The following is a 25,296-nucleotide window of genomic DNA, read 5'->3' as shown; positions in this document are numbered from 1 at the left end:
TGAAAAAGCCCCTCGCAGCCGTCAGGCTGCACCGAGACATTAAATGACGAGCAGCACCATGCCTAGAAAAACCATAGAACTTCCCGAGCGCTTTCTCTTTACCACCGACTACGTGGTCTTGTACTCCGACGTCAATGTGGCCAATCACCTCGCCGCAGATCGTATTCCTTCCATCGCCATAGAAGCCCAGTTGCGCTTCATCATTGCCCTCGGCTATGAGCAGGCCACGGCATTTGAAGAGGCCGGCTTAATTATGGCTCACTCTGAAATTTCCTATCTCTCCGAAACCGATTACGGTGACCGTTTAGAAATAGACGTGACGGCGGTGAATTTCACCGCAAAAAGTTTTGATTTACTGTTCAGGCTGCGCAATTTAAGCAAGGGCTTAGAAACGGCACGCATTAGAAATACCATGCTATTTTTTGACTACAACAGTAAATCGGTATGTGCAGTGCCGGAGAGTTTTAAGGCGAACGTTGCGAAGCTGTGACATTTCCGAGTGAATGAGGTTTACGGCGTGTTTAAAAAAACTGCGTTACTGACACTCGCGCTGAGTGTGCTCCCTCTTACTCAGGCTGAAGAGCTCAATACCGGCTTAATGCCAAAATGGGAGTTAGGCCTAGGCCTGGCTGCCTTGAGCCGGCCGGACTATCCCAGTGCCGATCAGGGGCGCAGTTATGTACTGCCCTTCCCGTATGTGATCTATCGGGGTGAGCGCTTGAAGGCCAATCGGGACGGCTTGCGTGGCCTATTATTTGAACATCCCCGATGGGATCTCGATATTTCCGCTGGTGGCAGTTTGCCGGTAAATAGCAAAGACAATCGCGCCCGCGAAGGCATGGATGACCTCGACTTTAGCTTTGAATTCGGGCCGTCTCTGCGCTTTAAATTACTTGATACCCCAATTGAGAGTTTACAGCTGCGCTTTAATTTGCGCGCCCTGCTGGCGGTGGATGGTTTTCCGGGCATGTCTTATGAAGGCTGGGTATTAAATCCAGAATTGCGCTGGCAGCAACAGCTAACTGAGGCGCTATCTTGGGGCGCCAGCCTGCAGGCGCGCTATGGCAGTGATGACTACCACAATTATTTTTACGGCGTTGCACCGCGTTTTGCGACGCTCAATCGGCCCGCCTATCAGGCCGATGCGGGTCATAATAGTAGCGGCGTGGCTTTGAATGTTCGCTGGCATGCTAACGCTGATTGGCGAATCAGTGCCGCGGTGAGCTATATCGATTTACGCGATGCTAGCTTTAACGATAGCCCACTTTTTAAGAAAAACAGTGGCGCGTATTTTAGCCTATCGATGGCGCGTATTTTTTGGCGTGCAACTAAGCGAGTAGACCTTGGCCCAGCAGAGTGAGCTGAACTGCCGCTGTGATTGGGCTACAATACGCGCTTAATATTGACTCTCCCCCTGCCGTTTATCTTGGAAATATTGTTTTATGCCCCACTCTGCACAGGCAAGCGCGGTCGTTATCGGTGGCGGCCCAGCGGGCTTAATGGCTGCCGAGCAGTTGAGCGCAGCGGGATGTGCAGTGGCGGTTTACGACAGCATGCCTACTGTCGGTCGAAAATTTTTGCGCGCCGGAATCGGCGGTCTCAATCTCACCCACAGTGAAGCGTGGCCAAATTTTATTGCACGCTTTGGCGACCGCGCACCCTTATTGCAGCCTTGCTTAGACACCTTTAATGCCGAGTCTCTGAGGGCTTGGGCGGCGGATTTAGGGGTAGAGACTTTTGTTGGTAGCTCGGGGCGCGTATTTCCCGTTGAAAAAAAGGCCGCCCCGCTTTTGCGTCGTTGGTTGCAGAGATTGCGGGCCAGCGGCGTGCGTATTCATCACCGTCATCACTGGCGGGGATGGGGTGCTGATGGTGACATCTTAATTCAAGGGCCAGAGCAAAGCCTAAGTCTTAAGCCTGATGTTACGGTGTTCGCGTTGGGTGGTGGCAGTTGGTCGGCACTGGGCTCTACTGGTAAGTGGCTTGATCTATTTGAGCAGCGGGGTATTCAATGCGCTGGCTGGCGGCCAAGTAATTGCGGCTTTGAATACCCATGGCGGTCTGAGTTTATCGCAGAGTACTCTGGTGCCCCTCTTAAAACTGTTGCGATTAGTGTCACCGATTGCCATGGCCAGCGTTGGCGACAGCAGGGCGATGCCGTTATCTCCGCCTACGGCATTGAAGGTGGTCCGGTGTATGGTGTATCGGCGCCAATTCGTGACGAAATTGCTGAGCGCGGCCAGTGCACGGTTTATTGGGATCTTGATCCCGACCGCAGTGTAGAGAAACTGCAGCAAGCGATTGCTAAGCGTCGTCCCAAGGATTCCTTAGCCAATGTACTGCGTAAACAATGCGGGCTGTCTGGCAGTAAACTGGCCCTGTTCAAAACCCTGACCAGCAAGGCGCAGATGGCAAATATAGACGCCATACCGGCACTAATTAAAGCCTTGCCGCAAACCTTGTGCAGCACCCGCAGTTTAGATGAGGCTATTAGTACCGCCGGGGGTGTTTGTTTTAGCGAGTTAGATGAAAACTTTATGCTAAAAAAGCTGCCGGGCACATATTGCGTGGGTGAAATGTTGGACTGGGAGGCACCCACGGGTGGCTATTTACTAACAGCGTGCTTTGCGAGTGGCCGTTGGGTGGGGCGTGCGGCGAGTAAACGACTTTTTGCGCACTAAATTATTTATGTTTAAGCACTTCAAATGGAGATTTAAAAATGGCGATGATAGAGTTTTCCGCCGACGAAAAAACGCTAATTATTGACAAAGTGCAGCGTTATTTTATTGCTGAATTAGACCAAGATATTGGCAAGTTTGAAGCGGAATTTTTGATTGATTTTTTCTCAGAGGAAGTCGGCGCATACTTTTACAACCGGGGTCTTAATGATGCCAAAGCCGTTCTCGAGGCAAAATTAGCGTCTATTTCTGATGATTTATATGAAATAGAAAAACCGACGAATTTCGTGCGTTAGACTCAATTTTTATGCCTTGTCGTACTCGGCGCGTTTCTTATGCCCGCCACTACCAATGATAAAAGGCCGTCTCTAAAGCCCAAGACCAAACTGACCCGAAGTTCGGGGAGGCGTCCTGCAAAAGCAATGCTTTAACGTCGCTCAGGTTTTCGTGAGGCGAGTGGGTTATCATTAGCGGCTAAGATTACTGCACGCTAATGAGAAGGGACGCGCTTTTGGAACAGCTTAATTTAGCGGAATTACTGACGTTTAATGGCCGCAGTGTGGTGCTGATGCCCAGCGATGCTAGCGCCCGTCAATGTCGCGAGCGCATCGCCCAGCTGCGCGGCAGCCACGATCAAGCGTTTATCGAAACCATTACCGTCATGCCGCTGGATCAGTGGTTTGCCGAGTTGTGGGATGCCAGTTTTCCCGCCAAGCAAGTGCTGCGCCCGATTCAATTGCTGGCGCTGGCCAGAGACATTATTGAGTCCAGCCCCTACTTCCCTGAAAATTGCCTAAATAGCATGGCGATTGCTCGCCAGTTTGTCGATGCCTTTCAGTTGCACGCTCAATACCGCCTGAGCAGTGACCGCGAATATTATTTATTCTCCCAGGAATACCAAGCATTTCATCACTGGCAGCAAGCACTACAGGCTAAGCTCGACGAGCAGCAGGCGCTGAGTGCCCAGCAATTGCCTGCGGCCTTATTGTCCATGCTGACCGAGGGCAGCTTAGACTTGCCCGATCAACTAATACTGAGCACCGAGTTAAGTCTTAGCCCCGCCCCGCAGTATTTTATTGAGCAATGTGCGGCGGTGCTGTCGATTAAGCGCTTGGCCATCGACGGCTTTAAGACCATCCCGCGCTTTCAATCGGCAGCGCAATTGGCCCAAGAGTGCGAAGCGTTAACGGCGTGGCTGGGCGATTACTTAAGTGCAGAGGGTGAACACGCCAATAAATTACTCGCGGTATTGGTGCCTGACATCAATCAATACCAGCCGGTTTTGCAGGCGGTATTGCAGCGCCAGCTTTACCCTAGTGGCTTGTTTCCCGCGGCGGAAACTCAGCCCCGCGAGCCTTGGCTTTTTGATGGCAGCGAAACCTTGTTGTCGTATCCCTTAATTAAATCGGCTTGGGATTTAATTTCCCTTGCCCCTAAGGCCTTGCCTCTAGAGCAATTTAGCCGGGTGCTGCGCTCTCGCTTTGTGCGTGGTTGGCCAGCGGCGCGCAGTGTGCGGGCGCGGTTGGATTTGCGCTGGCGAGATCGTCTCGGCCCCGAAACTACCCTCAAAAGCGCACTGGCCTTGGCAAAAAAAGTTGAGCGTGACGAACCCGAGGTCAGTGATTTTCTCCACGATTTAGCCAGCCAGCTCAAGACCATGCCGCGGGCGCAGCTGCCCTCGGAGTGGGTGCGATTCTTTGATCAGTTGCTGCTGAGTGCAGGCTGGCCTAATGCCGATAATGACGATCCTGTGGTGGAACAATGCCGTCGGGGATTTAGTCAGGCTATGGATGTCTTTCGCGCCCTCGACCGGCAGTTGGGGCCGGTGGGTCACGACAGCGCCCTGTCCTGGCTGCAACATATTCTCAGTACCAAGCGCTTTTCAGTAAGCCGCGACTGGGCTTGCCCAGTGCGAATAATGCAATACGACGACGCCCTCGGCCTGCGATTTGATGCGGTGTGGATTATGGGGCTGGACGACGGCGCCCTGCCGCGCCGAGTAGAGCCATCGCCATTTTTGCCCTTAGAATTACAGCAGCGAGCGGGGCTGGAAGACAGCGATCCCAGTCTGTGTTTGCAGCGCGACCGCGCCCTGTTACATAGTTTGTTAGCGTCGGCGCCCCAAGTACACATTAGCCATTGCCGAGAAAGCGACGTTGGCAGCCCCCAAGGCCCCTGTTCTCTGCTGCCTAAATGGCAAGACGACGAGCTGCGGGATATTGGTAATCGCTACCAAGCTAGTGGCCAAGTTACTACACCTGCCCATGATGAGGTGCGGGGGGTAGACCCCAGTCAGCGCGACAGTATTCGCGGCGGCACTGGCCTGTTTAAGGAATACGCCAGCAGCCCATTTTTCGCATTTCTTAAATATCGCTTAAATTTGCGAGAATTCCCCCAGCCTGCCGAAGGTCTCGATCATCGGGTGCAGGGTATTCTGGTACACGACACTATGCAGCATGTTTGGGAGCGGCTAAAAACTAAGGCGGCACTCGATGCTTTAAATAGCGTACAACTGGAGGCGCTAGTACGTCGCTGCTGCGAGCAGGCGTTGCAGGGGCCGGAATTTAGCGTTGCCCGCTTTGGCGAATCCTTGCTGAATATTGAAAAAGAGCGGGTGATTCGCTTGGTGTGCAGCTGGTTAGAGGAAAAAGAAAAGCCGCGCTTGCAAGACTTTGAAGTGGTCGCGGTAGAGCAATTAATCGAAACCAAATTGGCGGGTATTCCCTTAAGGCTGCGCATGGATCGTATTGATAATGTTGGCGGCAAGCATCTGGTGATCGACTATAAAACCGGCACTATTAATGGCCGCTCACTTAACGTCGATAGTCTGACTGAACCACAATTACCTATTTATGCCTTGGTTGATTCAGGTCGGCTTGAGTCTGGGCAATCTATAGGCGTCGACGGCGTGATGCTCGCCCAGCTCAAAAGCCCCGAGGATTTAGCCATTCATATGCGCAGCAACTGGGCCAATAGCGTGATCGCCAAGCGCCCCGATAAAGACAATGACGTGGATAGCCCCGAGAAATGGCAGGCGGAACTCGATGCCTGGTCAACGGCATTGCAAGGCATGGCCGAAGGTATTTTGGTGGGCAATATTCAGCACGATTATAGCCAAAATTATGATCGCAGTTTCAGCCAGTTTCTACTGCCGCTGCTGCGCGATACTGTCGAACAGGAGGATGCCGAATGAGCGATTTTCCGCGTCCCCCAGATCAAGATCAACGAGAACACGCCGTCGATCCTCGCCACTCGGTGTTGGTGCGCGCCCCGGCCGGTTCGGGTAAAACCGGCGTCTTGCTGCTGCGCTATTTGCGCTGCCTGCTCACCGTCGACCAGCCGGAAAAAGTCGTCGCTATTACCTTCACTAATAAGGCCGCGGGCGAAATTAAAGAGCGGGTTATTCACGCCCTGCAAGCTGGCGCCAAAGCTCAGTCTGGCGATAATAGCGAACCGCCCAGCTCGGGTTTTGAAGAAGATATTCGCGCTGCGGTGACGCAAGTTTTGGCCCATGATGCCGCTCAGCACTGGTCATTACTCGACAATAGTGCGCGTCTGCGGATTACCACCTTCGACAGTTTTTGCGGCAGCTTGGTACGCCGTCTGCCCTTGCTCTCGGGCTTGGGCGCCGCGGCGCCCGTCAGCGATGCCGATGCCCTTTATCGCGAGGCAATTCTCAGCCTGTTTAGGCAGATGGATGCCGCCAATTGCCCGCCCGCACTGGCCGAGGCCCTGCAGAGTTTATTGGCCTACGGCAGCAACCGCATCGAGACGCTGCTACCCCTGCTTGCTGCGCTGTTATCGAAACGCGATCAGTGGTTAAAAGACGTACTCCGTGGCGATATCGACGAAATGGAGCAGGCGCTTGCCGAGGAAGTCGCCAGCAAGTTTGAACCGGCCTGGGAAGCCTTGCAGGCCCTAAATATAGACCAATTAATTCGCGGCTTTACTGAATCTTCGGGCAGTAATGAAGCCCACGCTTGGGCGGCAGATTTACGTTCAGCGGCGGAGTTGGGCTTAGAGGACTTTGCCTTAATTCAAACTCTGGTGAGCACCATGCTCAGCGGCAAGGGTGAGTTGTATAAACCCCGCTCGTTAAATTATGCCGGACTCAAAGCCGGGCAGCCAGGCACCGCCGAGGCCAAGGCCTGGCTTAAAAACCTAGAAGACACAGATCAGTTTGCTAAGGTATCAGAGCTTCTCGCCTGCATTGCGAGTTTACCGCCGCCGTATTTCCCCGACAGCAGCCGTGAATTGGTCGGCCATTTCCGTCTCGCCCTCGCTTATTTACTTGCTCATCTGCGACTGAGTTTTGAACGCAAAGGCGGCGTCGATTTTGGCGAAATCGCCCAGCGCGCGATTATTGCCCTGAGCAGCGAAGGTGCTATTGAGCATGGCGAAGCCATTGGCGATGCGCTGTTAGTGGAGGATCGGGTTCGTCATATTTTGGTGGACGAGATGCAAGACACCTCGGTGAGCCAAATCGAATTGCTCGAGGCTCTGTGTCAGGGCTGGGAAGATGATGATGGCCGCAGTGTGTTTTTCTGCGGGGATTTACAGCAATCCATCTACGCATTTCGGGGCAGCCTGGTGAGTTTGTTTGACGAACTTATGCAGCGCGGTAGCTTTGCCGGAAAAACCCTTGTGCCTCTGCAGCTTAAAGCTAATTTTCGCTCGTCGCCTGACTTGGTTAACTGGGTGAACGCCGCCTTTAAAATTTTGTTTACCGACCGTGGCCGTCACTACGAAGCGGCCCTGCCCCAGCGCAGCAATGCCGGTGTGGTAAAAATTCACCCTCAAGTTTTAGCCAAGGGTGTTGACGCCAAAGCGGGTGCAGCCTTAGCCGAGGCCAAGCAAATTGCAGACTATCTACTGGACTTACAGGCCCGCGATGCGGAGATCGGCAAGCCGTCGTCGGTGGCAATTCTGATCCGCAGCCGCAGCCATTTAAAACATATTATTCCGGCGCTCAAAGCGGCGGGTCTGGGTTTTTCCGGTCAAGATATCGACAGCCTTGGCACCACGCCAGCAGTAATGGATTTTATGGCCCTGCTGCGGGCGCTGTGGCACGAGGCCGACGATGTGGCGTGGGCCAGCGTGTTGCGCGCGCCCTTTGTGGGTTTGAGCTGGGACGACGTACTGCAATTGCGTGACGGCACCGCCCTACTCCGCGATGCCATTATGGACGAGACTTTAGCCGCCCAGCTCAGTGACGACGGCCAGCTTGCTGTGAGCCGTTTGCGCAGCACCTTGCAATGGTTGGAGAGTTGCCCCGAAAGTCGCGACCTGCGCTGGGCGCTGCGCAGCGCTTGGCATTTACTGGGTGGCCCCGCCTGTATCGAAGCCCATCAGCAAAGTGATATCGATCGGGTGCTGCGGCTTTTAGACGACTACGCCCCTGCGGGTTTACTGGAAGATATTCAGGGGCTCGAGCGCGCTTTAGCGCGGTTATACGCCGCGCCGCCTAGCAACCACATCGAATTAATGACGGTTCATAAATCCAAGGGTCTGGAATTCGACGTAGTAATCCTGCCAGGTTTAGGATCCGCGGGCCGCAATGCCGACCGTGATCTATTGGCGTGGCAGCGCCTGCGGGGCCATATGATTTTTGCCCCCAAGCCCCAGCGCAATAATGGTGATAAGGCAGCAGATAAACTCTATAACTATATGAGCGAGAGTCAGCGCCGCGCCCTAGATGAAGAAACAGACAGGCTGATATACGTGGCGTTGACGAGGGCTAAGCGCGAGCTGCATTTATTTGGGGTTTGCCAAATTAATAGCAAAGGCGATGTGGCGGCCAAATCGGGCAGTGTCTTAGCACGGCTTTGGGACAGCGTAGGTGATGCCTTTGAACGTGCCGACATTATTGAGCAAGACGACCCCGTTGCGCCCATGCGGGTGCCGCTGGCGCCGCGTTTGCGAGATTACCGCGTTGCGCTAAATCCCGCGTGGCAGCCGCCGGAGCCGGTGGTGTCGCCTCTACAGCGCGCCCAGCGCCAAACCGAGAATGCGGTGCTGGAAGACAATATAGAAGAGCGCGCGGTGGGAATTGTCTTTCACGAGCTTATGGAAAGGCTTGGCCGGGGAGGCGATAGCGCGAGCTGGACGGCAGATGAACTCCGCTTGCGCCAAGGTGTGACTCAGCGCCTGCGTCATCACTGTCATCCAGAGCCTGCTTTAAATGACAGTATTGATCGGGTGCTGAGTTTGTTAAACAATACCCTTAGCTGCCCCAAGGGCCAGTGGATACTGGGCAGTTATCAGTGGCAAGATAGCGAACAGACCATTCGCCGCATGCTCGGTGGCCAATGGCAAACCCTGATTTTAGACAGAGTCTTCATCGACGACGGGCGTTGCTGGATTGTCGATTACAAAACCGCCAGCACCCGAGGCAATGTTGATCACTTTTTAGTGGCACAAGCAGAAAGATATACGGCAAAAATGCAGATTTATGCACAAGCTTTACGGGCAACTGGGGTAGAATGCGCGATCTCAACGGCGCTGTATTTCCCAGCGCATCAGCGTTTGCTGGTATTGGAAGAAATTTAAGTGTTTGGCTAAGCCCATAGGGCCTAGGTTCTAATTGGCTATTTAGTGGCTGTATTGCTCGTATTTGGGAATGGTTTTACATGAAACAAGCGCTTTATTTCGGTGTGCTGTCGGTATTGTTGGCGGGCTGTAGCCAGTTTAAAACCAATAAACAGGCTGCGTCGATCCCGGTAAATTTAGAAAGTCATGTACAGGCTCATAATGATGACGTCTTAGCAGATGTGCCCACATCGTCGCCGAAAATCGTGACCAGTGATAGCCGCACCATGTTGCTTGGCAAATGGTATGGTATTCGTAAAACTGGCGACGGTGGCCAGAAGGAATGGTTAACTGAGCGTTCGGCGGATGGGACTTACCGAGTCGATTTTCGCTCTACTGCTAAAAATGGCGACGTTCGCTCCCAATCCGAAGTGGGGTTTTGGGGCGTGTCAGGGGGCACTTATTTTCGTATATTTCGAGGCTGGGTAACGGTCGAGGGAATGAAACCGGCGGACCCTCACAATGCCGATCACTATGATGCCTACGCGATTCAGTCACTCAACGACAGTTACTTTACTTACAAGCATGTTGTCCGTGATCACCTATATACCGTGAAAAAAATGCCAGCGGATTTCAGACTTCCTGTTACCGTAAAAAGCGAAAGCAATGAACCGCTGACCTTTAGTTTTTAAATTAGCAAAACTTCATTCAAGCTAGCTAAGCAGCCTTGCTGCACTTGCACTATGACTGTGTTAGCTTGCTTTGCGCTATTCAAAAACATATTTACCTGGGGCGGCGTCCAGTGCGGGGTATTTTTTACTGCCCAAGCAGGTCTTGGCGCGACGTTTATCGCCAGAGCGACTGCTAGCCCACTTGGCCCATGCCTCCCACCATGAACCTTTGTTAGCGCTTGCGGCCGCGCGCCACGCCTCGGCATCAGCGCCGGGGGTAGGCCCAGTCCAATATTGTGATTTGGGATTGCTGGGTGGATTAACCAATGCTGCAATATGGCCGGCGCTACTCAAGATAAATTCGCAGTTCCCGCCCAATAACTGGGTCGTTTGATAGCACCCAGTCCATGGTGTTAGGTGGTCATTAACAGCGCCGAGCACAAAGGCGTCTTGCGTAATGGTAGCCATGTCGAGTGGTGTGTCTAATACTGAAAATGCCCCGCCACGAACGAGCGCGTTGGATTCTAAGATACTTAAAAAATCCTCGTGAAGGCCTGCAGGTAAATTGGTGCTGTCGGCATTCCACGCTAGGATGTCAAAATTTGGTGGGGGATTACCCATTAAATAATTGTTCACCCAGTAATTAAAAACTAAGTCATTGGGGCGCAGCAGCGAAAACATATTCGAAAGCACTTTGCCGTCGAGCACGCCTTTTTTCCGGGACAGCATTTTGGCCGCACTTAAAAGAGTGTGAGCGCGGAAAATACCAATCATGGCTGGCTTTGAAAAATCCAGTAAGGTCACCGCGTAACTAATGGCGTTAATTTTGTGAGCTTCGCCCTTGGATTGCAGATACGAAAGCAAGGCTGACATGGTTATGCCTCCGGCACAGAAGCCGAAGGTATTCACCTGTTTGACCCCACACACTTGGGCGACAGCATCAATGGCGCAGCTTAGGGCTTGGCAGTAATTCCCTAGATTCCAATCGCTATTTTTTGCGGTGGGGTTGCGCCAGCTCACCATAAACACTTGGTAACCCTGCGACAGCATATATTCGACCATGCTGCGTCCTGGGGCGAGGTCGAGAAAATAATAACGATTTATCTGTGGCGTCATCATTAGCACAGGAATTCGATATACTTGGGAAGTTTGCGCTTGATATTGAATTATTTCTAAGTGTTCGTTGCGATAGATTACCGCGCCCTTGGAGCGGGCTAAATTACCGCCAACTTCATAGGCGCTCCTGTCCACTGATGAGGGTATGCCACCATTATGCTTTAAATCACCAACAAAGTTTCGGATACCTCGTACAAGGCTTTTACCGCGGGTATTTTTTGCGTGCTTTAATGCTGCTGGATTACTTAAAATTAGATTGCTTGGTGATAAAGTGGCCTTCACCAATTCAGCGGTGAACTTAACGCGCTCTTGGTCTAGCCAATTGCCAGTTTCATTTTCTAGTAGCCCGTCGACGGCTTGGCAAAATGCCAAATAACTCTGCCCAAGGCGGTTAAACACTTTGTTGTTATTCCACGACTCATCGCTAAAGCGCGGGTCGCGACCAAACTGTAATTCAGATTCGCCTTTTAGTATTTTGAATTCTTCTTTAGCTAGTTGAACTCCCTGCTTACGCAGCATTTTAAAATTTAAGTAATGACTGATTAAGCCCGAAATATTTTGGGCTGCGGCTTTCGTCGGATCTGAATCAGTTTGGCTGGCATCAAGCTTGTGCTTGTCATTCATTATTTAATTACTCCTAAACGTGGTGATATTTTTTGCCACCAATTCGGCCCTTGTGAAGGGAAATAAATGTCCGCAGTCGTAAATCTGTAAATCCGCATTGGGAATAATGGCCCGCATCATTCGGGCATTAATAAGTGGAATCACGGGGTCGTCACGCCCGGCCATAATAAGTACGGGATGCTGAAGGTGACGTAATCGATGGGCGCTGGTCCAACCGCTTAGGGCAAACGCCTGCCAATAATAGGACAGTGGATTTACCCTCATAAAGCGCAGATAACGGCCTACCTTTGCGTCGCGGCGGCGCAGGTCGCCACCATATAATACCCCCGTATACAGGCCAAGCATGTTAAAGCGTATACAGCTGAGAGGGTGGCGCGTCAGTGCCCTAAGACCAGGGATTCCAAGAATGCTGGCGACGCCCATGGTGGTTGCGGCCAATATCACTCGGCGAATACGGTCGGGGAAGCGTAGTGCTAATTCCTGCGCTAAAGCGCCACCCCATGAAATACCAAAAACATCGACTTGCGGGTGACCTAGCTGATCTAACATGTCGATAATTTTTTGGGCAAAGCATGTGATATGGTAGGGCATCAAACGGGATTTTGAGCCGCCGATACCAGGTGGATCGAAACGAATTACCGTGCTGCCTCCCAAGGCCTTAACCATGGGGTCGAGGATGCTGAGTTCGGTAGCGAGGCCGTTACAGATCAATAACGGAGGCAAGGTATTGTCACCTTGTTCTATTTTTAAAAATAGCCGGTCTCGGCCCAGTGTGATTTGCTTGCCGTGCTCATATTCATCGTTCATAAGATTCACTTATTGCAGCGACCGGTTTGCCATCCAGCAGTAAAATTTAAACCTGCCTTAGTACATATGTTGTCCACCGTTAATCGACAGCGTGCAGCCGGTAATAAAGCTGGCTTCTTCCGCAGCAAGAAAAACAACGGCTCGCGCAATTTCTTCGGGTTTGCCAGGGCGTCCTACAGGGACTTTGGCGACCAGTTTTTCTAGAATATTTTCCGGTACTGCGCGCAGCATATCGGTGTCGATAATGCCGGGAGCAATAGCATTAACGGTGATGCCAAGTTTGGCGCTCTCTAGCGCTAGGGCCTTATTAAAACCGTGGATCCCAGACTTGGCTGCAGCGTAGTTCACTTGGCCGTATTCACCGGCTTGGCCGTTGAGGGAGCCGATATTAATAATGCGGCCGTATTTGCGAGCGCGCATACTTTCAATCACATTGCGGCAGGTGTTAAAACAGGCGCCAAGGTCAGTATTGATTACCGCGTGCCATTGCTCGGGTGTCATTTTGTGCATGGTGGTGTCACGGGTTATACCGGCATTGTTTACCAGCACATCGATTGGTCCTAGTGTTTCAACGATGCTGGCAATGTTTTCAGCGACTTCATTAAAATCAGAAACATCGAATTTATAAATGGCGATGCCGGTACGCTCACTAAATTCTCTAGCACGTTCGTCGCTGCTGCTGTAGTTGGCCGCGACAATATAGCCAGCGTCACGTAATGCGATTGAAATCGCCTCGCCAATTCCTCTAATTCCACCGGTTACCAATGCAACTTTTGCCATGTTAATTTCCTTATTACAGTACACATTTTAAATTCATTATAGGTTTACGCTTTGCGCGATCTCGCTTAATCCAATCAACTAGGCAGCCACGCTGTGTTTTCAGAAAAATCTAATGAGATTATTTATTGCTGCGCTATTGCCTAAAACATCTGCAGTCGAACGCTGTTTAACTGCCTAGCAAGAAGTAAGCCAAAACAGATTTAGTAGGGTGTAAATATATTTCTTGCTAGGAATTTATAAAATGTATTCGCCTATTACTTGAGGTGCCATTATTAAAAATTTCCTATATAGAATTTCATAAATGCTAGGCTCAAATGAAAGATACATTTGCGAATCTAATCACTATTAATTAGCGGCGTCACAGAAGATACTCTCTTAATATTTAAGATTGTTTACAGGGATATGACGACGCACTATTGCTTATGCGAAGTGAAGTCGTTTAAATCAAAAAGACTATATTGGCAGATTTATTGGCATCAATTATTAGGACATCAAATATGGACATTAATAGTCGCTACCAGCCTTTGGATCTTATTTACAGTGCGGCAAAAGCAAATGTAGCGGGCTTGTTTTCTAGCATCGCTGCGGCTGTTCCTGATCGACTCGCGCTGTGTGATGGCGATCGGCAATTCACTTATCGCCAATTAAATGGGCGCAGCAACCAGTGGGCTCATTTATTTGCCGGCTACGCGCTTTTACAGGGTGATCGAGTAGCCGTTATGCTCGGGAACTGTGCAGAGTATTTTGAGTTGGAGCTGGCCGCCGCTAAATCTGGCCTTATATTAGCTGCACTGAATTGGCGACTAAGTGATAAAGAACTTCAACACTGCATTGATTTGGTGCAGCCCAAGTTGGTTGTGGTCAGTGGTGCTATGGCTGAGCGCTTAGATCGACTTGGGGTTGCCAGTGCCACGCGGGTAATTATTGCTGGCGACTGCACGGAGTTGCTAGCGGATTACCCAAGCAGCTTTGCCTTGCCAGCACTCGATCCCGAGGCTGGTCTATTGATTATGTACACCAGCGGCACGACCGGTTTGCCAAAGGGTGCGCTCGTTAGTCATCGGGCCATCATCGCCCGTGCGATGGTATTTCATGTTTTATTCGCCACCCCTAATGAAGACAACTTTGTGGCGTGGACGCCGATGTATCACATGGTGTCCACGGATCATGGCTTAGCGACGTTGCTGCGTGGTGGCACGGTGTGGTGTGTTGACGGCTATCAGCCTGATCGGCTCATTGAATTAATTGAGCGCATCAAAATTACTTGGTTAGTACTCGTTCCTGGTATGGTTGGTGACTTTGTTGCGCGTTTGCAAGCGCGGCCCTTTAAGGTGGCAGGCATTAAAGTGATTGGCGCGATGGCCGATCTTATTCCTCGCGATGAAATTTGCGCCGCGACAACCTTGCTGCGAGCCCCTTTTCTCAATAGTTTTGGCGCTACTGAAACCGGCTTGGCACCGGCAACTGGTGGCAATATTGCGATTGGCCTTGCGCCGGATCGCCTGCCAAAGGACCAAACGCCATTTTGTGATTTACGCTTAGTAGACCCCGACGGACGCGAGGTTGCGGTGGGCCAGCCTGGCGAAGTATCCCTCGCTGGTCCGACCTTGTTTAGTGGTTACTGGAATAATGACGACACCAATCGCCAGGATTTTCGCGGTGGTCGCTTTCATATGGGTGATGTGCTTCGCCGCAATATTGACGGCAGCTTGGAGTATGTTGATCGCGTTAAATACATGATCAAATCCGGTGGCGAGAACATTTATCCGGCCGAGATAGAGACTGTTATCCTCGCTGATACTCGTATTGAAACGGCGGTTGTGGTCCGTAAAGTTGATGCTAAATGGGGTGAGGTTCCCGTGGTGTTTTTGGTATGCCGTGACGAGGCAGTCAGCGAAGCTGAGGTTGTGGCATTATGCCGCGGCTCACTGGCGAGTTACAAAATGCCAAAACAGATATGCTTTATTAAGGATGAGGATTTGCCCCGCTCAACAACGGGTAAGATTCAGCGCCATCTTTTGGAAAAGCTAATTTGAGGCTAGCAATTAAGATCGCGCGCTCACGGTGTAAAACTCGCCAGCGCGCTTTGGCTACGCTGAGCTTATGCATGCTTCACAGCGGTGTGGTATTTGGCAATAAAGGCCTTAACCTTAGGTGCAATGCTCTCGCGGTAATGACCGCCGCTAAACACACCGTAGTGACCCACGCCCTCTTGTAGGTGATGTTCTTTCATTGCCTCGGGCAAATTCACACAGAAGCCGGCTGCGGCCTGACACTGCCCAGGGACCACCATATTGTCTTTTGCACCTTCGACGGTAAACAGGGGTATGTCTTGGATGTGGGCGCAATTCACCTTAGCGCCCTTGTAACGCATAATGCCTTTGGGTAGCTCTTGATCGATAAAAACGCGCTCTAGGGTTTCAATGTAAAACTCAGCGGTAGTATCGAGTAGGCTGAAATACTCGTCGTAAAAGTCACGGATTTTGTTCGCGCTCTCAAAATTACCGTGGTAAATATCCTTTAAATAGCGCTTATGACTTTCTATGTGTGAGCGAATGCTCATGGTCATAAAATTGCTGAGTTGAACCATACCGGGGTAAACCGAACGGCCGCGACCAGGGTAGCGGGAGGGCACTTTATGGATGGCGGTGAGGCTAAGCATTCCGGGTGTAACAAAGCTCGACACTTTACTAATTAAGCCGGGGTTGATTCGTATATCCATTGGGCTGCCTAAAAAGGACATGGACGCCGGGCGAGCGGGGTTTTCCTGCGCGGACATCACAGAGGCGGTCACTAAGCCGGGTATACCTGCTTGGCAAAGGCCAACCATGTGGGTGCCAGGCCCTAGCTTTTCCATGAATTCAATTAAATAGGCAATATACTCTTCAAAGCCAAAGCGACCTTCTTCAACCGGTACCAAGCGCGCATCGGTCCAGTCAGTAACATAGACTTCGTGCTCGGGTAGAAACTCTTCAAAGGTTTCTCGGGATAAGGTGGCATGATGACCAGATAAGGCCGCCACAAATATGACCCGTGGTGCGGTTTTTGGTAAGCCTTGGCGGCGGAACTTCATTAGTTTGCAGAAGGGTCTTTCTAGCTCAATAGATTCGGCTACCGGGTAGGCGCGGGAGTTGATAATAACGTCGTCGTAGTCCCAGCCCTTTTTAGGGTAGTGCTGAAGAACACGAATACTGGTATCGAGCAAGGCACTCTGGAAGCGCCCGAGTTTAGATTGACGTACGGGATTCCACTCAGCGTCGACTACCGTTTTCACTTTCGATAAGCCAATGGCAATGGTGTTTAAGCTTTGATTCGTCGCATCGGCGATATGGTATCTCATTGCTGTCTCCTTGCCACGGTGGAAATAACTCAGTTTGGACTGAAGTCAGTAGCGCATCATGACAAATAATGTAATTGAGTGAGGCCTGTATAGAGACCTTTGTGCAGAAGGTCATGGTTCCAAAGGGTAGTTGCTAATGTAGTATGCACAAATTATTTGGCTTGGGCCAAGTAATTTAAAAAATTTAAAAAAATATTATTATTTTAAATAAAAGTGCACCAATATCGTCATAAAAATATTGAATTAGGAAGGCGATTTTTGCACTTAAATGAGTCGAATATTTGAAGAATATTTTGGAGGGAGTGCTTTGGTTTTTAATTCATGAAATCCGTCGAGCTTGGCGCTAAAGTGCACGGAGATTCAATGGCTTAGATGTAGCGTGGGGCAGACTTAAAAAAGCCAATGGCTTACAAAGGGCACAAACACCGCAGTGAACGCACCAGTTAAGCACAGCGCTAAACTAGAAAAGGCACCGGCAACCGGACTGCGTTCAAAGGCGCGGGAAGTGCCAATAGCATGAGCCGCCAAGCCCAGACAAAAGCCCCAGAGGCGATCATCTTGAATATCTAATTTATTAAATAACCAGGTGATCGTGGTGATCCCGACCACGCCGGTCAAAATCACTGAGGCGACTGCGATAGTGGTAATGCCACCAATGTCTTGGGTAACGGCTATCGCGATTGGCGTGGTAATGGATTTGGTCGTTAGAGACAGCAAGGTGCTTTGATTGGCACCAAACAGCCAGGCTAAGATTAAGGCTGATGCAGAGGCAAAAATAGCGCCAACGGTGACCGTGATCAGTAGCGGCCCAGCCATATTGCGGAGCAAATGCAATTGCCGGTAAAGGGGCACTGCCAGCGCCACGGTGGCTGGCCCGAGTAAAAAAGTCAGCCAGTCAATATTGCGGTAATAGGCGTGGTAGTCTTGGTCAAGTACTATTAAAGCGAGGGCGATGAGACTCGCGCCACTAATAGTGGGGTGCAAAATCGCGGTCCGGCCACTGCCCAAATACAGGAACATGGCGCCTTGGTAGGCGAGTAAAGTCAGCGTAATGGCAAATAGTGGGCCGTGGAGTAAATCGCTCATAAATCGCTATTTCGGCGCTGTAAAAAGCGAATTAGCAGTCCGCAAAACACCAAGGTGCAAACAGTGCCAAGGCTGACTGCGGCGATAAAGGCCGGCCACTGATCGGCAAAGCCTGCGCCTAAAAAGAAGACTCCCGCCGCCGGCGCCATTAATAATAAAGGCAGTAATTCGATTAGCTTTTGGCTGCCACTTTCTAAGTCCTTGGGCACGCTGCCGCGTATGCACAGGCCACAAAACAGCAATAGCATGCCAATCACTGGGCCAGGCAGGGGTAGGTTTAGCGCGCGCTGCACAAACTCCCCGACCAGTTGGCAGCCGAGCAGCGTTAAAAAGCCTGCTAGCATCAGCGCTTAACCATGGGTAGCGCGCTGGCAATGGCGCAAAGGCCTAGACCAATAAAGGCAAACAGCGACCAGTTCGGCATGCTTAAGCCAAACAGTGTCCACACGATTTCGGCGCAATTGCCGTCGCCAATCATGAGGGTGCTAAAGGCTTCGCCAAAAGGCAAATTGGCAAACATATATTCGAGGCTAGGGCCGCAGGCGGGTGCTTGGTCGGCGGGCAGACCTTGTAGCCACACTTGCCGATACGCCACGGCGCTGCCAAGCGAGGTGAACAACACCATTAGACCGGCACTGAGGTAGCGGCCTTTTTGTTGGGGGTGAACAATGAGCGCGGTGAGGGCGACTAACGCGGTGAGCACAAAAAAGGCGCGCTGGGTAATGCACAGCGGGCAGGGGTGCAGGCCGTCAAAATATTGGGTATACAGTGCATAGCCCAGCAGGGCGCAGCAGCACGATACAATAAAAGCGTAAATCCAGCGGGATGTGAGTGGCATTTGAGTCTCTCCGTGAGCGCCATACAGTAGGGGATTATCTAAAAACAGACAAGTCCGACCTTGGTCGCGTGCTTTAGTGCGACCTTAGGTCGGGTTTTGGGGTGAATTCATCACATAATTGGGCGATTAAATTTGGGTATAACATTGCGAATTGTTGGTTTATCAACGGCAGTAGCTTCGCCAGCTCCGGCCCACAGTGACCCAGTGGATTGTCGCGCTTTACCCGCTGGCCGATACGCCCAAGCATGGCTTCAATTGTTTGCCAGTTGCCCAAATTACTCAGTACATCGTATTCGGCCAGAACTCGGATCTGGCGTTTAGCGGGGCTTGGGTAATTGTCGCAGCGCTCGAGCAGGCTGCGATAGCTCTGCGCGTTAAATTCTTTCAGATCTTGGTGGTGAAAACGCGGCCAGTTCACACTTAAACAGTGATCAAAACACACGTCTAACATAATACCGCCGTAGCGGCGGTAGCTTGGTGGCAAGGCCTCAAGGCACTGGCCAACCAAGGGGTGGCTGTCGGTTAGTGCATCAATGCGCCGATGCAGGCGAATGCCGACTTCCCAGGTGCTGGGGTAGTCGCCGCGTAGGGGGCCTTTAACAAAGTCTCCCAATAAGCCGCCTACCAACAGACCTTTCGTCTCTAAGTTGCAGCTCTGTGCAACTTGTTCGGCGAGCAGAAAATGGGCGAGGTAATTCACAGTCCTTGGTATTGCTCGTAAAAGCGGGCGAGGTATTCATCAAAATCCTCACCAGCCTGTTCAGCCTCGATTTTGGCTTGGGCAGCAAAAGACGCTTCTTGTAGCCGCTTGAAGCGAGCGACTTCCGCTGAGCGTAAACCGCGTTCGCGAAAATCTTTGGCATGGGTCTGAGACTGGGCCATGGCATAGTGATAATACGATTCTACGCCGCCTTCCAGCTCAGCTACTATCTGGGCCGAGGGCGTGAGTGTCGCGTCGCGGACTTTGGCTAGTTGCTGAGCGCAGCTGGCGCTGTAGTCTGAGCTGCGGTGGGCGGTGTCTAATTGCGCGGCAATTTTATTGATGCCGCCGATAAGCTCCTCGGCCCAATCTTTAAGCGCGCGGGGCTGGCCGTGCTGATTCAATTGCAGGCCAAGTTCCCGACCACGGTTAACCACCTCTAATAGATTTGCGCTGATTTCGGCGTTGCTATCGTCGTCGCAAGGCGGGCTGTCTTGGTATAAACAGAACAGCAAAAAGGCGTCGATAAAGCGAATTTGCTCCGCGTTTATGCCCAGTGGCAGCATGGGATTGACGTCCAAGCAGCGCACTTCAATATATTCCACCCCAGCGCGGCGCAGTGCACCTATTGGGATTTCACCGCTTTGGGTGACGCGTTTGGGGCGAATGGGGCTGTAAAACTCATTTTCTATTTGCAGTAAACCACTGGATAATTGCTCTTCCTTGGGGATTTTTTCGTAGTCTGGGTGAGAGGTGGTAATGCCTTTGCGCAGGGTTTCCACGTAAAAATCGAGGTGGTTGTAGCAAATATTGAGGTTTTGCTGGGCATCGCTTTGGTAGCCTAAATCGCCCATGCGCAGCGACGTGGCGTGAGGGCCATAAAGGGTGTACTCGCCACAGGCTTCGAGTTGGTGGGGACGACCATTTAAAAAACAGCGAGAAACCGCCGGTGCGGCGCCAAACAAATATACCAGTAGCCAAGCGTAGCGGCGGAAATTGCGGATAATGCCAAAATAGCTATTGGTGATATAGGTTTCCAGCAGCAATTCGCTGCCATCGGCGGCGTGCAGCTCAGCCCATAGTGATTTAGGTAGCGAGAAATTATAATGAATGCCCGCAATGGTCTGCATTTTACGGCCGTAGCGGTGGCCTAGGCCCAAGCGATAGCGGGTTTTCATGGTGGCGGTATTGCTGCTGCCGTAGCGGGCCACGGGAATTGCGTCGTCGCCTTTGCCTAAGCGGCAGGGCATGCTGGCATTCCAGATGACTTCGTCTTTGAGTTCACTATTGGCAAAACGATGAATTGCGTCAAGCTCGGCAAGTGTTTCGTCAATAGAGGCGCTGACGGGCGTGATAAACTCAAGCAGGGCTTCAGAGAAGTCGGTGGTAATAGAGGGGTGACAAAGCGCGGAACCAAACGCGGCGGGGTGATCGGTTTGCGCCAGCATGCCCTCGGGGTCGGCGCGCAAGCTTTCTTTCTCGATGCCGCGCATGATTTGGCGCAGCAGATGCTGCCGTGGTTCTTCTGCAAAAAAAGCCAGTCTTTGTTCTATCGATACGGCCAAAATGGCATCCTCTGCGGAGCATAAAAAGGCCGCTCAGTGTAAATCCGCGTTAAGCTACTAACAAGCATTGTTGATGACGTGATTGTCATGTTCATAAATACAGATAAAACGATAAATGATAGGGGAGATAGGCATGGCCGAAGCGCAGGCGGGAATTTTTGTTGAGGGCACGCTCTCGCATTTCTTCTTGGAGTACCAACTTATTGAGGGCGTCACCGAGGCGCAGCTGAGGTCGACACTGGCTAGCGCCATTGCGTTGCCGGTGAGCGCCGAGCTTAATTGCGTATGGGCGTTTGGCGCGGATTGCTGGCGGCGGCTTGCCCCTGCCGGGGTGCCGGAGGCCCTTAAGCCCTTTAGCCCTATTGGTGAGGGCCGGCGAGTTGCGCCCGCCACCCAGCACAGTATTTTACTCTGGGTGCATGGCAATAATCACAGTGAAAATTTCGATGCCGCGATGGCAGCGACTGCGGCATTGGCAGCGGTGGCGACGTTAAGCCTTGAGAAGATTGGCTTTATGTACAAAGACTCCCGCGACTTATCGGGCTTTATTGACGGTACTGAAAACCCCAAGGGTCGGGGTCAACAACAGGTTGCGCTGATTCCAGATGGCGAGCTGGGCGCGGGCGGCAGCTTTGTAATGAGCCAGCAGTGGATACACAATTTGGCGGGATTTCACGCGCTTAGTCAGCCCCAGCAAGAAGCGGTAATTGGCCGCACCAAGCCAGACAGTATTGAGCTGGATGACGAGCGCATGCCGGAAAATTCCCACGTTAGCCGCAGTGATGTAAAAATAAATGGCGAGGCACAAAAATTATATCGGCGCAGTGTGCCCTATGGTGGGGTGCAACAGCATGGGCTGTATTTTCTGGCATTCAGCCGCGATATTCAGCGATTTGACCGTATTTTAGCCAGTATGTTTGGCTGTAGCGGTGACGGCATACACGATCACTTGACTGATTTCTCGACCCCTGTGACCGGAAGTTATTGGTTTGCGCCCTCTCTTGCTGAACTTTCTGCAATAGGCTCCCTCTAATCATTTGAAGTCTCCTACTCTAGGTATATTTGAGCGCTCATATGAGCGCTCTTTTTTTTTTGCCTTAAGAAACGCGGGACGGGAGATGGGCGACGCTTATATTCGCTGGCGCTCACTGCCGTAAGACGGAAGTCGGGGGCCGGATGACTGACGCTTAAGGACATTCCTTGTCGCTCTGAGGTCGTCGCGTCGAACATCCAACCCAGCTTTTGCGTCTTCCGTCTCCCGGCAAGCATTCAGCGCTTTACACCTGTCCATTTGCTTGGCATTGTCAGGCTCATAAAAGTAATAGTGGAAAACATGGAGACAATAATGCGTAAAATCCCGGGCGCCTCAATACTCACAAGCGCAAGCCTTCTCTGTTTCTCGTCACTGTTGTTAATCGCCTGCGCTAAGACGCCTGAACCGCCAGTCAACGTCGCGGCGCCAGCCCCGGTGGAGTGGACTAAGCATGGCGGTGGCGATGCCGAGCAGCGCTTTTCAACCCTGAACAAAATTACCCCCAGCAATATTGCCGAGTTGGGCTTGGCGTGGAGTTTTGACTTAGGCGTGAGTCGGGGTATTGAAGCCACACCGCTGGTGGTCGACGGCCTGATTTACGTTACCGCCACCTGGAATAAAGTATTCGCCCTCGACGCCAAGACCGGCGCCCTGCGCTGGCAATTCGACCCCAAAGTAGACCGCAGCAAAGCCGCTGATCTGTGTTGCGACGCGGTGAATCGCGGGGTGGCCTACAGCGATGGCAAAATCATCACCGGCACCATCGATGGCCGCCTGCTGGCGCTCGACGCCAAAACCGGCGCCAAGCTGTGGGATGTGATTACCGTTGACCAGAGTAAGCCCTATACCATCACTGGCGCCCCCCGCATCGTTAAAGACAAGGTGTTTATTGGCAACGGCGGCGCAGAATTCGGCGTGCGGGGCTACCTCTCGGCCTATGACATCAGCACCGGGAACATGCTCTGGCGCTTCTACACCGTGCCCGGCAATCCGGCCGACGGTTTTGAAAATCCCGCCATGGTCAAGGCCGCCAAAACCTGGACCGGCGAGTGGTGGAAATTTGGCGGCGGCGGCACCGCCTGGGATTCCATGGCCTACGACCCAGCGCTGGATTTACTCTATGTGGGTGTGGGCAATGGCTCGCCCTGGAATCAAAGTATTCGCAGTCCCGGCGGCGGCGATAACCTCTACCTCTCCTCTATTGTTGCGCTGCGTCCAGACACCGGTGAATACGTTTGGCACTACCAAACCACGCCCGGCGAAACCTGGGACTACACCGCTACCCAGCACCTGATATTGGCCGAGCTGGAAATAGACGGTAAACCCCGCAGCGTCATTATGCAGGCGCCCAAAAACGGGTTCTTTTATGTGATCGACCGCGCCACTGGCGAGCTATTGTCTGCCAAAAATTACGTGCCGGTGAATTGGGCCACCCATATCGACCCCAAAACCGGCCGGCCAGTGGAAATACCCGAAGCCCGCTACGGCAGCAAAGCGCCCTACCTGCAATTGCCGGGGCCGTTTGGCGGCCACAATTGGCACCCCATGTCGTTTAGCCCTGACTCAGGCTTGGTCTATATACCGGCAATGGAAACCCCCTACGTTTACGCCAATGACAAAGATTTTAGCTACAACGCCAAGGGCTGGAATACCGGCGCCGATAGCGCAATGGGCTCGCTGCCCACCGACGTCGCGCAATTCAAGGCAGTCAAAGCGGCGGTAAAAGGTCGCCTGCTGGCCTGGGACCCAGTCAAGCAACAGCCCGCCTGGCAGGTAGAGCACAATAGCCCATGGAATGGCGGGGTTTTGTCCACCGCTGGCGGCTTAGTCTTTCAAGGTAATGCAGATGCCAAGCTGGTCGCCTACCGCGCCGACAATGGCGAGCGCCTTTGGGACTTCTTTGCCCAAACCGGCATCGTCGCCCCGCCGATCAGCTATGAGCTGGATGGTGAGCAGTATATTGCCGTGGCCTCGGGCTGGGGTGGTGCCTTTGCCTTGGTTTATGGTGGCTTATTCCCCGCTGAGAGTGACGCCGGTGTGGGCCGTTTAATGGTCTTTAAGCTCGGTGGCAAATCCGCGCTGCCCGATATTGCAGACAAGGTCGCTGCACGGCCAGCGCCACCGGAATCCAATGCAAACCCAGAAACCATCGCCAAGGGCAAAATAATTTACGACAGCAACTGCGTGGTTTGCCACGGCGACCATGCCATCTCCAGTGGCCTTATTCCCGACTTGCGCTGGTCGCCACTACTGGCAAGCGACGAAGCCATTCAAGCAGTGGTGCTCGATGGCGTGTTAAGTTCCCGGGGCATGCCGGCTTTCAATGGCGTGTTAAACAAAGCGGATGTGCAGGATTTGCGCAGCTATATTATTTCTGCGGCCAATGAAGGTTTGGAAGCTAAGTTGGATATTGGGAAGTAAGTCTTAGTAAATTTTGAAATCTCGGGGCAGTGGCTTAACAAGTGCCCCGAGAAGGTGGGTCTACGTCGGCGATGCAGCATTGCTAATAAGCGGACGATCAAGAAAATGAAACTGATGGAAGTTGCTAGGTTTTTCTACAGCCTTAACGCCTCACTAAGAGGCAAATAATAGTTGGTTAAAATAAGCGACGAAGAAGCAAAAGCCAACTGTTATTTGTCATTTTGAGTGACTTGTTATACGGCTTTAAACAGATCTACATCGATATAGTTAGCTTCATTATTTAAAACATTATATAACAACTCTAATGATTTATACGTTTTAAGATATTCTTCATTTGAGGGGATTAACGGCGAATTAGTAAACTTCCTTTCAAATTCAGGTGGCAATAAAAACCCTTCATTTCCTTCCTCATCAGTAACCATCTCAATATCAACTTCAGTAAAAAAGTCTTTACTATGAGCCACTTCATTTCTTAATTTTACCAAGTTGGAAAGATCTTGATATGTTTGAGAGCTATTATCAGTAATATGAGTACTTTTAGAAATTAAAAAGCCGATAACATCTAATTTTCCTCTGAGATTAATAGCAAGAAAAGCAGATGCATGTCTTTTATAATCATCTCGAGGAAATGTATTATAAGCCCAACTAACTATTCCATCATTAAGGGTGCTTTCCAAAGTTGCTGCTGCCGTTAAAATAAAAGAGTATTTCACGGGATTTCTTTTAAACCCTTCATCTTCCATATGATCAAGTAAATAATTGGCTGCAAGTTTTAAACCTTGAGCGGAATTAAAGAGGAACGACATTTTCTGAGGCATCACAACTCCCTGTGCCGTATAACAGTTTTATTCAGAAGACTTGCGCCTTATATCACTTTGGCTCCCTTATCAAAAAATGGGCTTCAGCATGGGTTTAAAAACATAAGGAGATTCAATGAGATGGCGACCTCGCTATTCGCGGGCACCAGACAAACGAAGACTAATTCCCTTTATTTCTGCCACACATTCCATTCCCCTGATCATATCGCGTTTTTTATAAATATCCATGCGTTAAATAAACCGTAAAAATGTTAATGGGAAGAGCGCTCCTGTTCATGGCGCTTGAAAGGG

Annotated in this window: 20 protein-coding genes; 10 read left to right on the top strand and 10 right to left on the bottom strand. The window is 51.5% G+C overall.

The window, feature by feature from the left end; translation table 11 throughout:
• Positions 1-43: 43 nt before the first annotated feature.
• The 7 genes from HNQ57_RS10605 (at position 44) to HNQ57_RS10575 (ending at position 9,898) form a co-directional block, all read left to right on the top strand.
• Positions 44-490, top strand: a complete 447-nt coding sequence (locus tag HNQ57_RS10605; protein ID WP_221301660.1) for an acyl-CoA thioesterase — start codon at positions 44-46, stop codon at positions 488-490.
• A 27-nt stretch (positions 491-517) separates the two neighbouring features.
• Positions 518-1,360 carry a MipA/OmpV family protein gene (locus tag HNQ57_RS10600; RefSeq protein ID WP_184462790.1) on the top strand — a complete coding sequence of 281 codons (843 nt, stop codon included), beginning with the start codon at positions 518-520 and terminating at the stop codon, positions 1,358-1,360.
• Between the two features lie 82 nt (positions 1,361-1,442).
• Complete coding sequence (locus tag HNQ57_RS10595) at positions 1,443-2,681, top strand: BaiN/RdsA family NAD(P)/FAD-dependent oxidoreductase (RefSeq protein ID WP_184462788.1); 1,239 nt, start codon at positions 1,443-1,445, stop codon at positions 2,679-2,681.
• A 38-nt stretch (positions 2,682-2,719) separates the two neighbouring features.
• The gene (locus tag HNQ57_RS10590) at positions 2,720-2,974 is read left to right on the top strand and encodes a DUF2164 domain-containing protein (protein WP_184462786.1); all 255 of its coding nucleotides are present in this window, start codon (positions 2,720-2,722) and stop codon (positions 2,972-2,974) included.
• A gap of 215 nt (positions 2,975-3,189) precedes the next feature.
• Entirely contained in the window at positions 3,190-5,871 is a 2,682-nt protein-coding gene (locus HNQ57_RS10585) for a PD-(D/E)XK nuclease family protein (RefSeq protein ID WP_184462784.1), read from the top strand.
• Entirely contained in the window at positions 5,868-9,227 is a 3,360-nt protein-coding gene (locus HNQ57_RS10580; RefSeq protein WP_184462782.1) for a UvrD-helicase domain-containing protein, read from the top strand. Before HNQ57_RS10585 ends, HNQ57_RS10580 begins: the two co-directional genes overlap by 4 nt.
• 80 nt (positions 9,228-9,307) lie before the next feature.
• Complete coding sequence (locus HNQ57_RS10575) at positions 9,308-9,898, top strand: hypothetical protein (RefSeq protein WP_184462780.1); 591 nt, start codon at positions 9,308-9,310, stop codon at positions 9,896-9,898.
• A 75-nt stretch (positions 9,899-9,973) separates the two neighbouring features.
• Here the strand turns inward: HNQ57_RS10575 and HNQ57_RS10570 are convergent, their stop codons facing one another.
• From HNQ57_RS10570 to phbB, 3 genes are read right to left on the bottom strand one after another with little or no spacing between them, the layout of a single operon-like run.
• On the bottom strand, positions 9,974-11,617 hold the full coding sequence (locus HNQ57_RS10570) for a PHA/PHB synthase family protein (RefSeq protein WP_184462778.1): 1,644 nt from the start codon (positions 11,615-11,617) through the stop codon (positions 9,974-9,976).
• 3 nt (positions 11,618-11,620) lie between these two features.
• Positions 11,621-12,424 (bottom strand): alpha/beta fold hydrolase, encoded by an 804-nt coding sequence (locus tag HNQ57_RS10565; protein WP_184462776.1) that lies wholly within the window; start codon positions 12,422-12,424, stop codon positions 11,621-11,623.
• Between the two features lie 57 nt (positions 12,425-12,481).
• Positions 12,482-13,204: an acetoacetyl-CoA reductase gene (gene phbB, locus HNQ57_RS10560; RefSeq protein ID WP_184462774.1), complete on the bottom strand. Its 723-nt coding sequence runs from the start codon at positions 13,202-13,204 to the stop codon at positions 12,482-12,484.
• Positions 13,205-13,701: 497 nt separating this feature from the next.
• Here phbB and HNQ57_RS10555 point away from each other — a divergent pair, with 497 nt between their 5' ends.
• Complete coding sequence (locus HNQ57_RS10555) at positions 13,702-15,240, top strand: class I adenylate-forming enzyme family protein (protein ID WP_184462772.1); 1,539 nt, start codon at positions 13,702-13,704, stop codon at positions 15,238-15,240.
• A 65-nt stretch (positions 15,241-15,305) separates the two neighbouring features.
• On the opposite strand, the gene phaZ is transcribed toward HNQ57_RS10555, so the two are convergent.
• From phaZ to gshA, 6 genes are all read right to left on the bottom strand, one after another.
• A complete protein-coding gene (gene phaZ / locus HNQ57_RS10550; RefSeq protein ID WP_184462770.1) occupies positions 15,306-16,544 on the bottom strand; it encodes a polyhydroxyalkanoate depolymerase in 1,239 nt (412 codons plus the stop codon).
• 390 nt (positions 16,545-16,934) lie between these two features.
• Entirely contained in the window at positions 16,935-17,630 is a 696-nt protein-coding gene (locus tag HNQ57_RS10545) for an LrgB family protein (protein WP_184462768.1), read from the bottom strand.
• Positions 17,627-17,974, bottom strand: coding sequence for a CidA/LrgA family protein (locus HNQ57_RS10540; protein WP_184462766.1), 348 nt, complete (start codon positions 17,972-17,974; stop codon positions 17,627-17,629). Before HNQ57_RS10540 ends, HNQ57_RS10545 begins: the two co-directional genes overlap by 4 nt.
• Positions 17,974-18,468: a disulfide bond formation protein B gene (locus HNQ57_RS10535; protein WP_184462764.1), complete on the bottom strand. Its 495-nt coding sequence runs from the start codon at positions 18,466-18,468 to the stop codon at positions 17,974-17,976. Before HNQ57_RS10535 ends, HNQ57_RS10540 begins: the two co-directional genes overlap by 1 nt.
• A 73-nt stretch (positions 18,469-18,541) precedes the next feature.
• Positions 18,542-19,168, bottom strand: coding sequence for an acyl carrier protein phosphodiesterase (locus tag HNQ57_RS18180; RefSeq protein WP_184462763.1), 627 nt, complete (start codon positions 19,166-19,168; stop codon positions 18,542-18,544).
• A complete protein-coding gene (gene gshA / locus HNQ57_RS10525; RefSeq protein ID WP_184462761.1) occupies positions 19,165-20,733 on the bottom strand; it encodes a glutamate--cysteine ligase in 1,569 nt (522 codons plus the stop codon). Before gshA ends, HNQ57_RS18180 begins: the two co-directional genes overlap by 4 nt.
• A 133-nt stretch (positions 20,734-20,866) precedes the next feature.
• Between gshA and HNQ57_RS10520 the strand changes: the two genes are divergently transcribed.
• On the top strand, positions 20,867-21,766 hold the full coding sequence (locus HNQ57_RS10520; RefSeq protein ID WP_184462759.1) for a Dyp-type peroxidase: 900 nt from the start codon (positions 20,867-20,869) through the stop codon (positions 21,764-21,766).
• Between the two features lie 312 nt (positions 21,767-22,078).
• Positions 22,079-24,187 carry a PQQ-dependent dehydrogenase, methanol/ethanol family gene (locus tag HNQ57_RS10515; protein WP_184462757.1) on the top strand — a complete coding sequence of 703 codons (2,109 nt, stop codon included), beginning with the start codon at positions 22,079-22,081 and terminating at the stop codon, positions 24,185-24,187.
• A 233-nt stretch (positions 24,188-24,420) separates the two neighbouring features.
• Here HNQ57_RS10515 and HNQ57_RS10510 read toward each other — a convergent pair whose 3' ends face one another.
• Positions 24,421-25,005 carry a hypothetical protein gene (locus HNQ57_RS10510; RefSeq protein WP_184462755.1) on the bottom strand — a complete coding sequence of 195 codons (585 nt, stop codon included), beginning with the start codon at positions 25,003-25,005 and terminating at the stop codon, positions 24,421-24,423.
• Between the last annotated feature and the right edge of the window lie 291 nt (positions 25,006-25,296).

This window comes from Zhongshania antarctica, from assembly GCF_014202945.1.
GTDB classification, from domain to species: Bacteria; Pseudomonadota; Gammaproteobacteria; order Pseudomonadales; family Spongiibacteraceae; genus Spongiibacter; species Spongiibacter antarcticus.
The sequence above is the reverse complement of the archived record's forward strand: the minus strand, read 5'-3'. Positions and strand labels throughout refer to the sequence as shown.

Bases quoted from the DNA above. Each gene is read 5' to 3' on its own strand.
- HNQ57_RS10565 (WP_184462776.1), bottom strand. From the start codon at position 12,424: ATGAACGATGAATATGAGCACGGCAAGCAAATCACACTGGGCCGAGAC.
- HNQ57_RS10605 (WP_221301660.1), top strand. From the start codon at position 44: ATGACGAGCAGCACCATGCCTAGAAAAACCATAGAACTTCCCGAGCGC.
- phbB (WP_184462774.1), bottom strand. From the start codon at position 13,204: ATGGCAAAAGTTGCATTGGTAACCGGTGGAATTAGAGGAATTGGCGAG.
- HNQ57_RS10545 (WP_184462768.1), bottom strand. From the start codon at position 17,630: ATGAGCGATTTACTCCACGGCCCACTATTTGCCATTACGCTGACTTTA.
- HNQ57_RS10515 (WP_184462757.1), top strand. From the start codon at position 22,079: ATGCGTAAAATCCCGGGCGCCTCAATACTCACAAGCGCAAGCCTTCTC.
- HNQ57_RS10535 (WP_184462764.1), bottom strand. From the start codon at position 18,468: ATGCCACTCACATCCCGCTGGATTTACGCTTTTATTGTATCGTGCTGC.
- HNQ57_RS10580 (WP_184462782.1), top strand. From the start codon at position 5,868: ATGAGCGATTTTCCGCGTCCCCCAGATCAAGATCAACGAGAACACGCC.
- HNQ57_RS10510 (WP_184462755.1), bottom strand. From the start codon at position 25,005: ATGCCTCAGAAAATGTCGTTCCTCTTTAATTCCGCTCAAGGTTTAAAA.
- HNQ57_RS10595 (WP_184462788.1), top strand. From the start codon at position 1,443: ATGCCCCACTCTGCACAGGCAAGCGCGGTCGTTATCGGTGGCGGCCCA.
- HNQ57_RS10590 (WP_184462786.1), top strand. From the start codon at position 2,720: ATGGCGATGATAGAGTTTTCCGCCGACGAAAAAACGCTAATTATTGAC.
- HNQ57_RS10540 (WP_184462766.1), bottom strand. From the start codon at position 17,974: ATGCTAGCAGGCTTTTTAACGCTGCTCGGCTGCCAACTGGTCGGGGAG.
- HNQ57_RS10570 (WP_184462778.1), bottom strand. From the start codon at position 11,617: ATGAATGACAAGCACAAGCTTGATGCCAGCCAAACTGATTCAGATCCG.
- phaZ (WP_184462770.1), bottom strand. From the start codon at position 16,544: ATGAGATACCATATCGCCGATGCGACGAATCAAAGCTTAAACACCATT.
- HNQ57_RS10520 (WP_184462759.1), top strand. From the start codon at position 20,867: ATGGCCGAAGCGCAGGCGGGAATTTTTGTTGAGGGCACGCTCTCGCAT.
- HNQ57_RS10555 (WP_184462772.1), top strand. From the start codon at position 13,702: ATGGACATTAATAGTCGCTACCAGCCTTTGGATCTTATTTACAGTGCG.
- HNQ57_RS10575 (WP_184462780.1), top strand. From the start codon at position 9,308: ATGAAACAAGCGCTTTATTTCGGTGTGCTGTCGGTATTGTTGGCGGGC.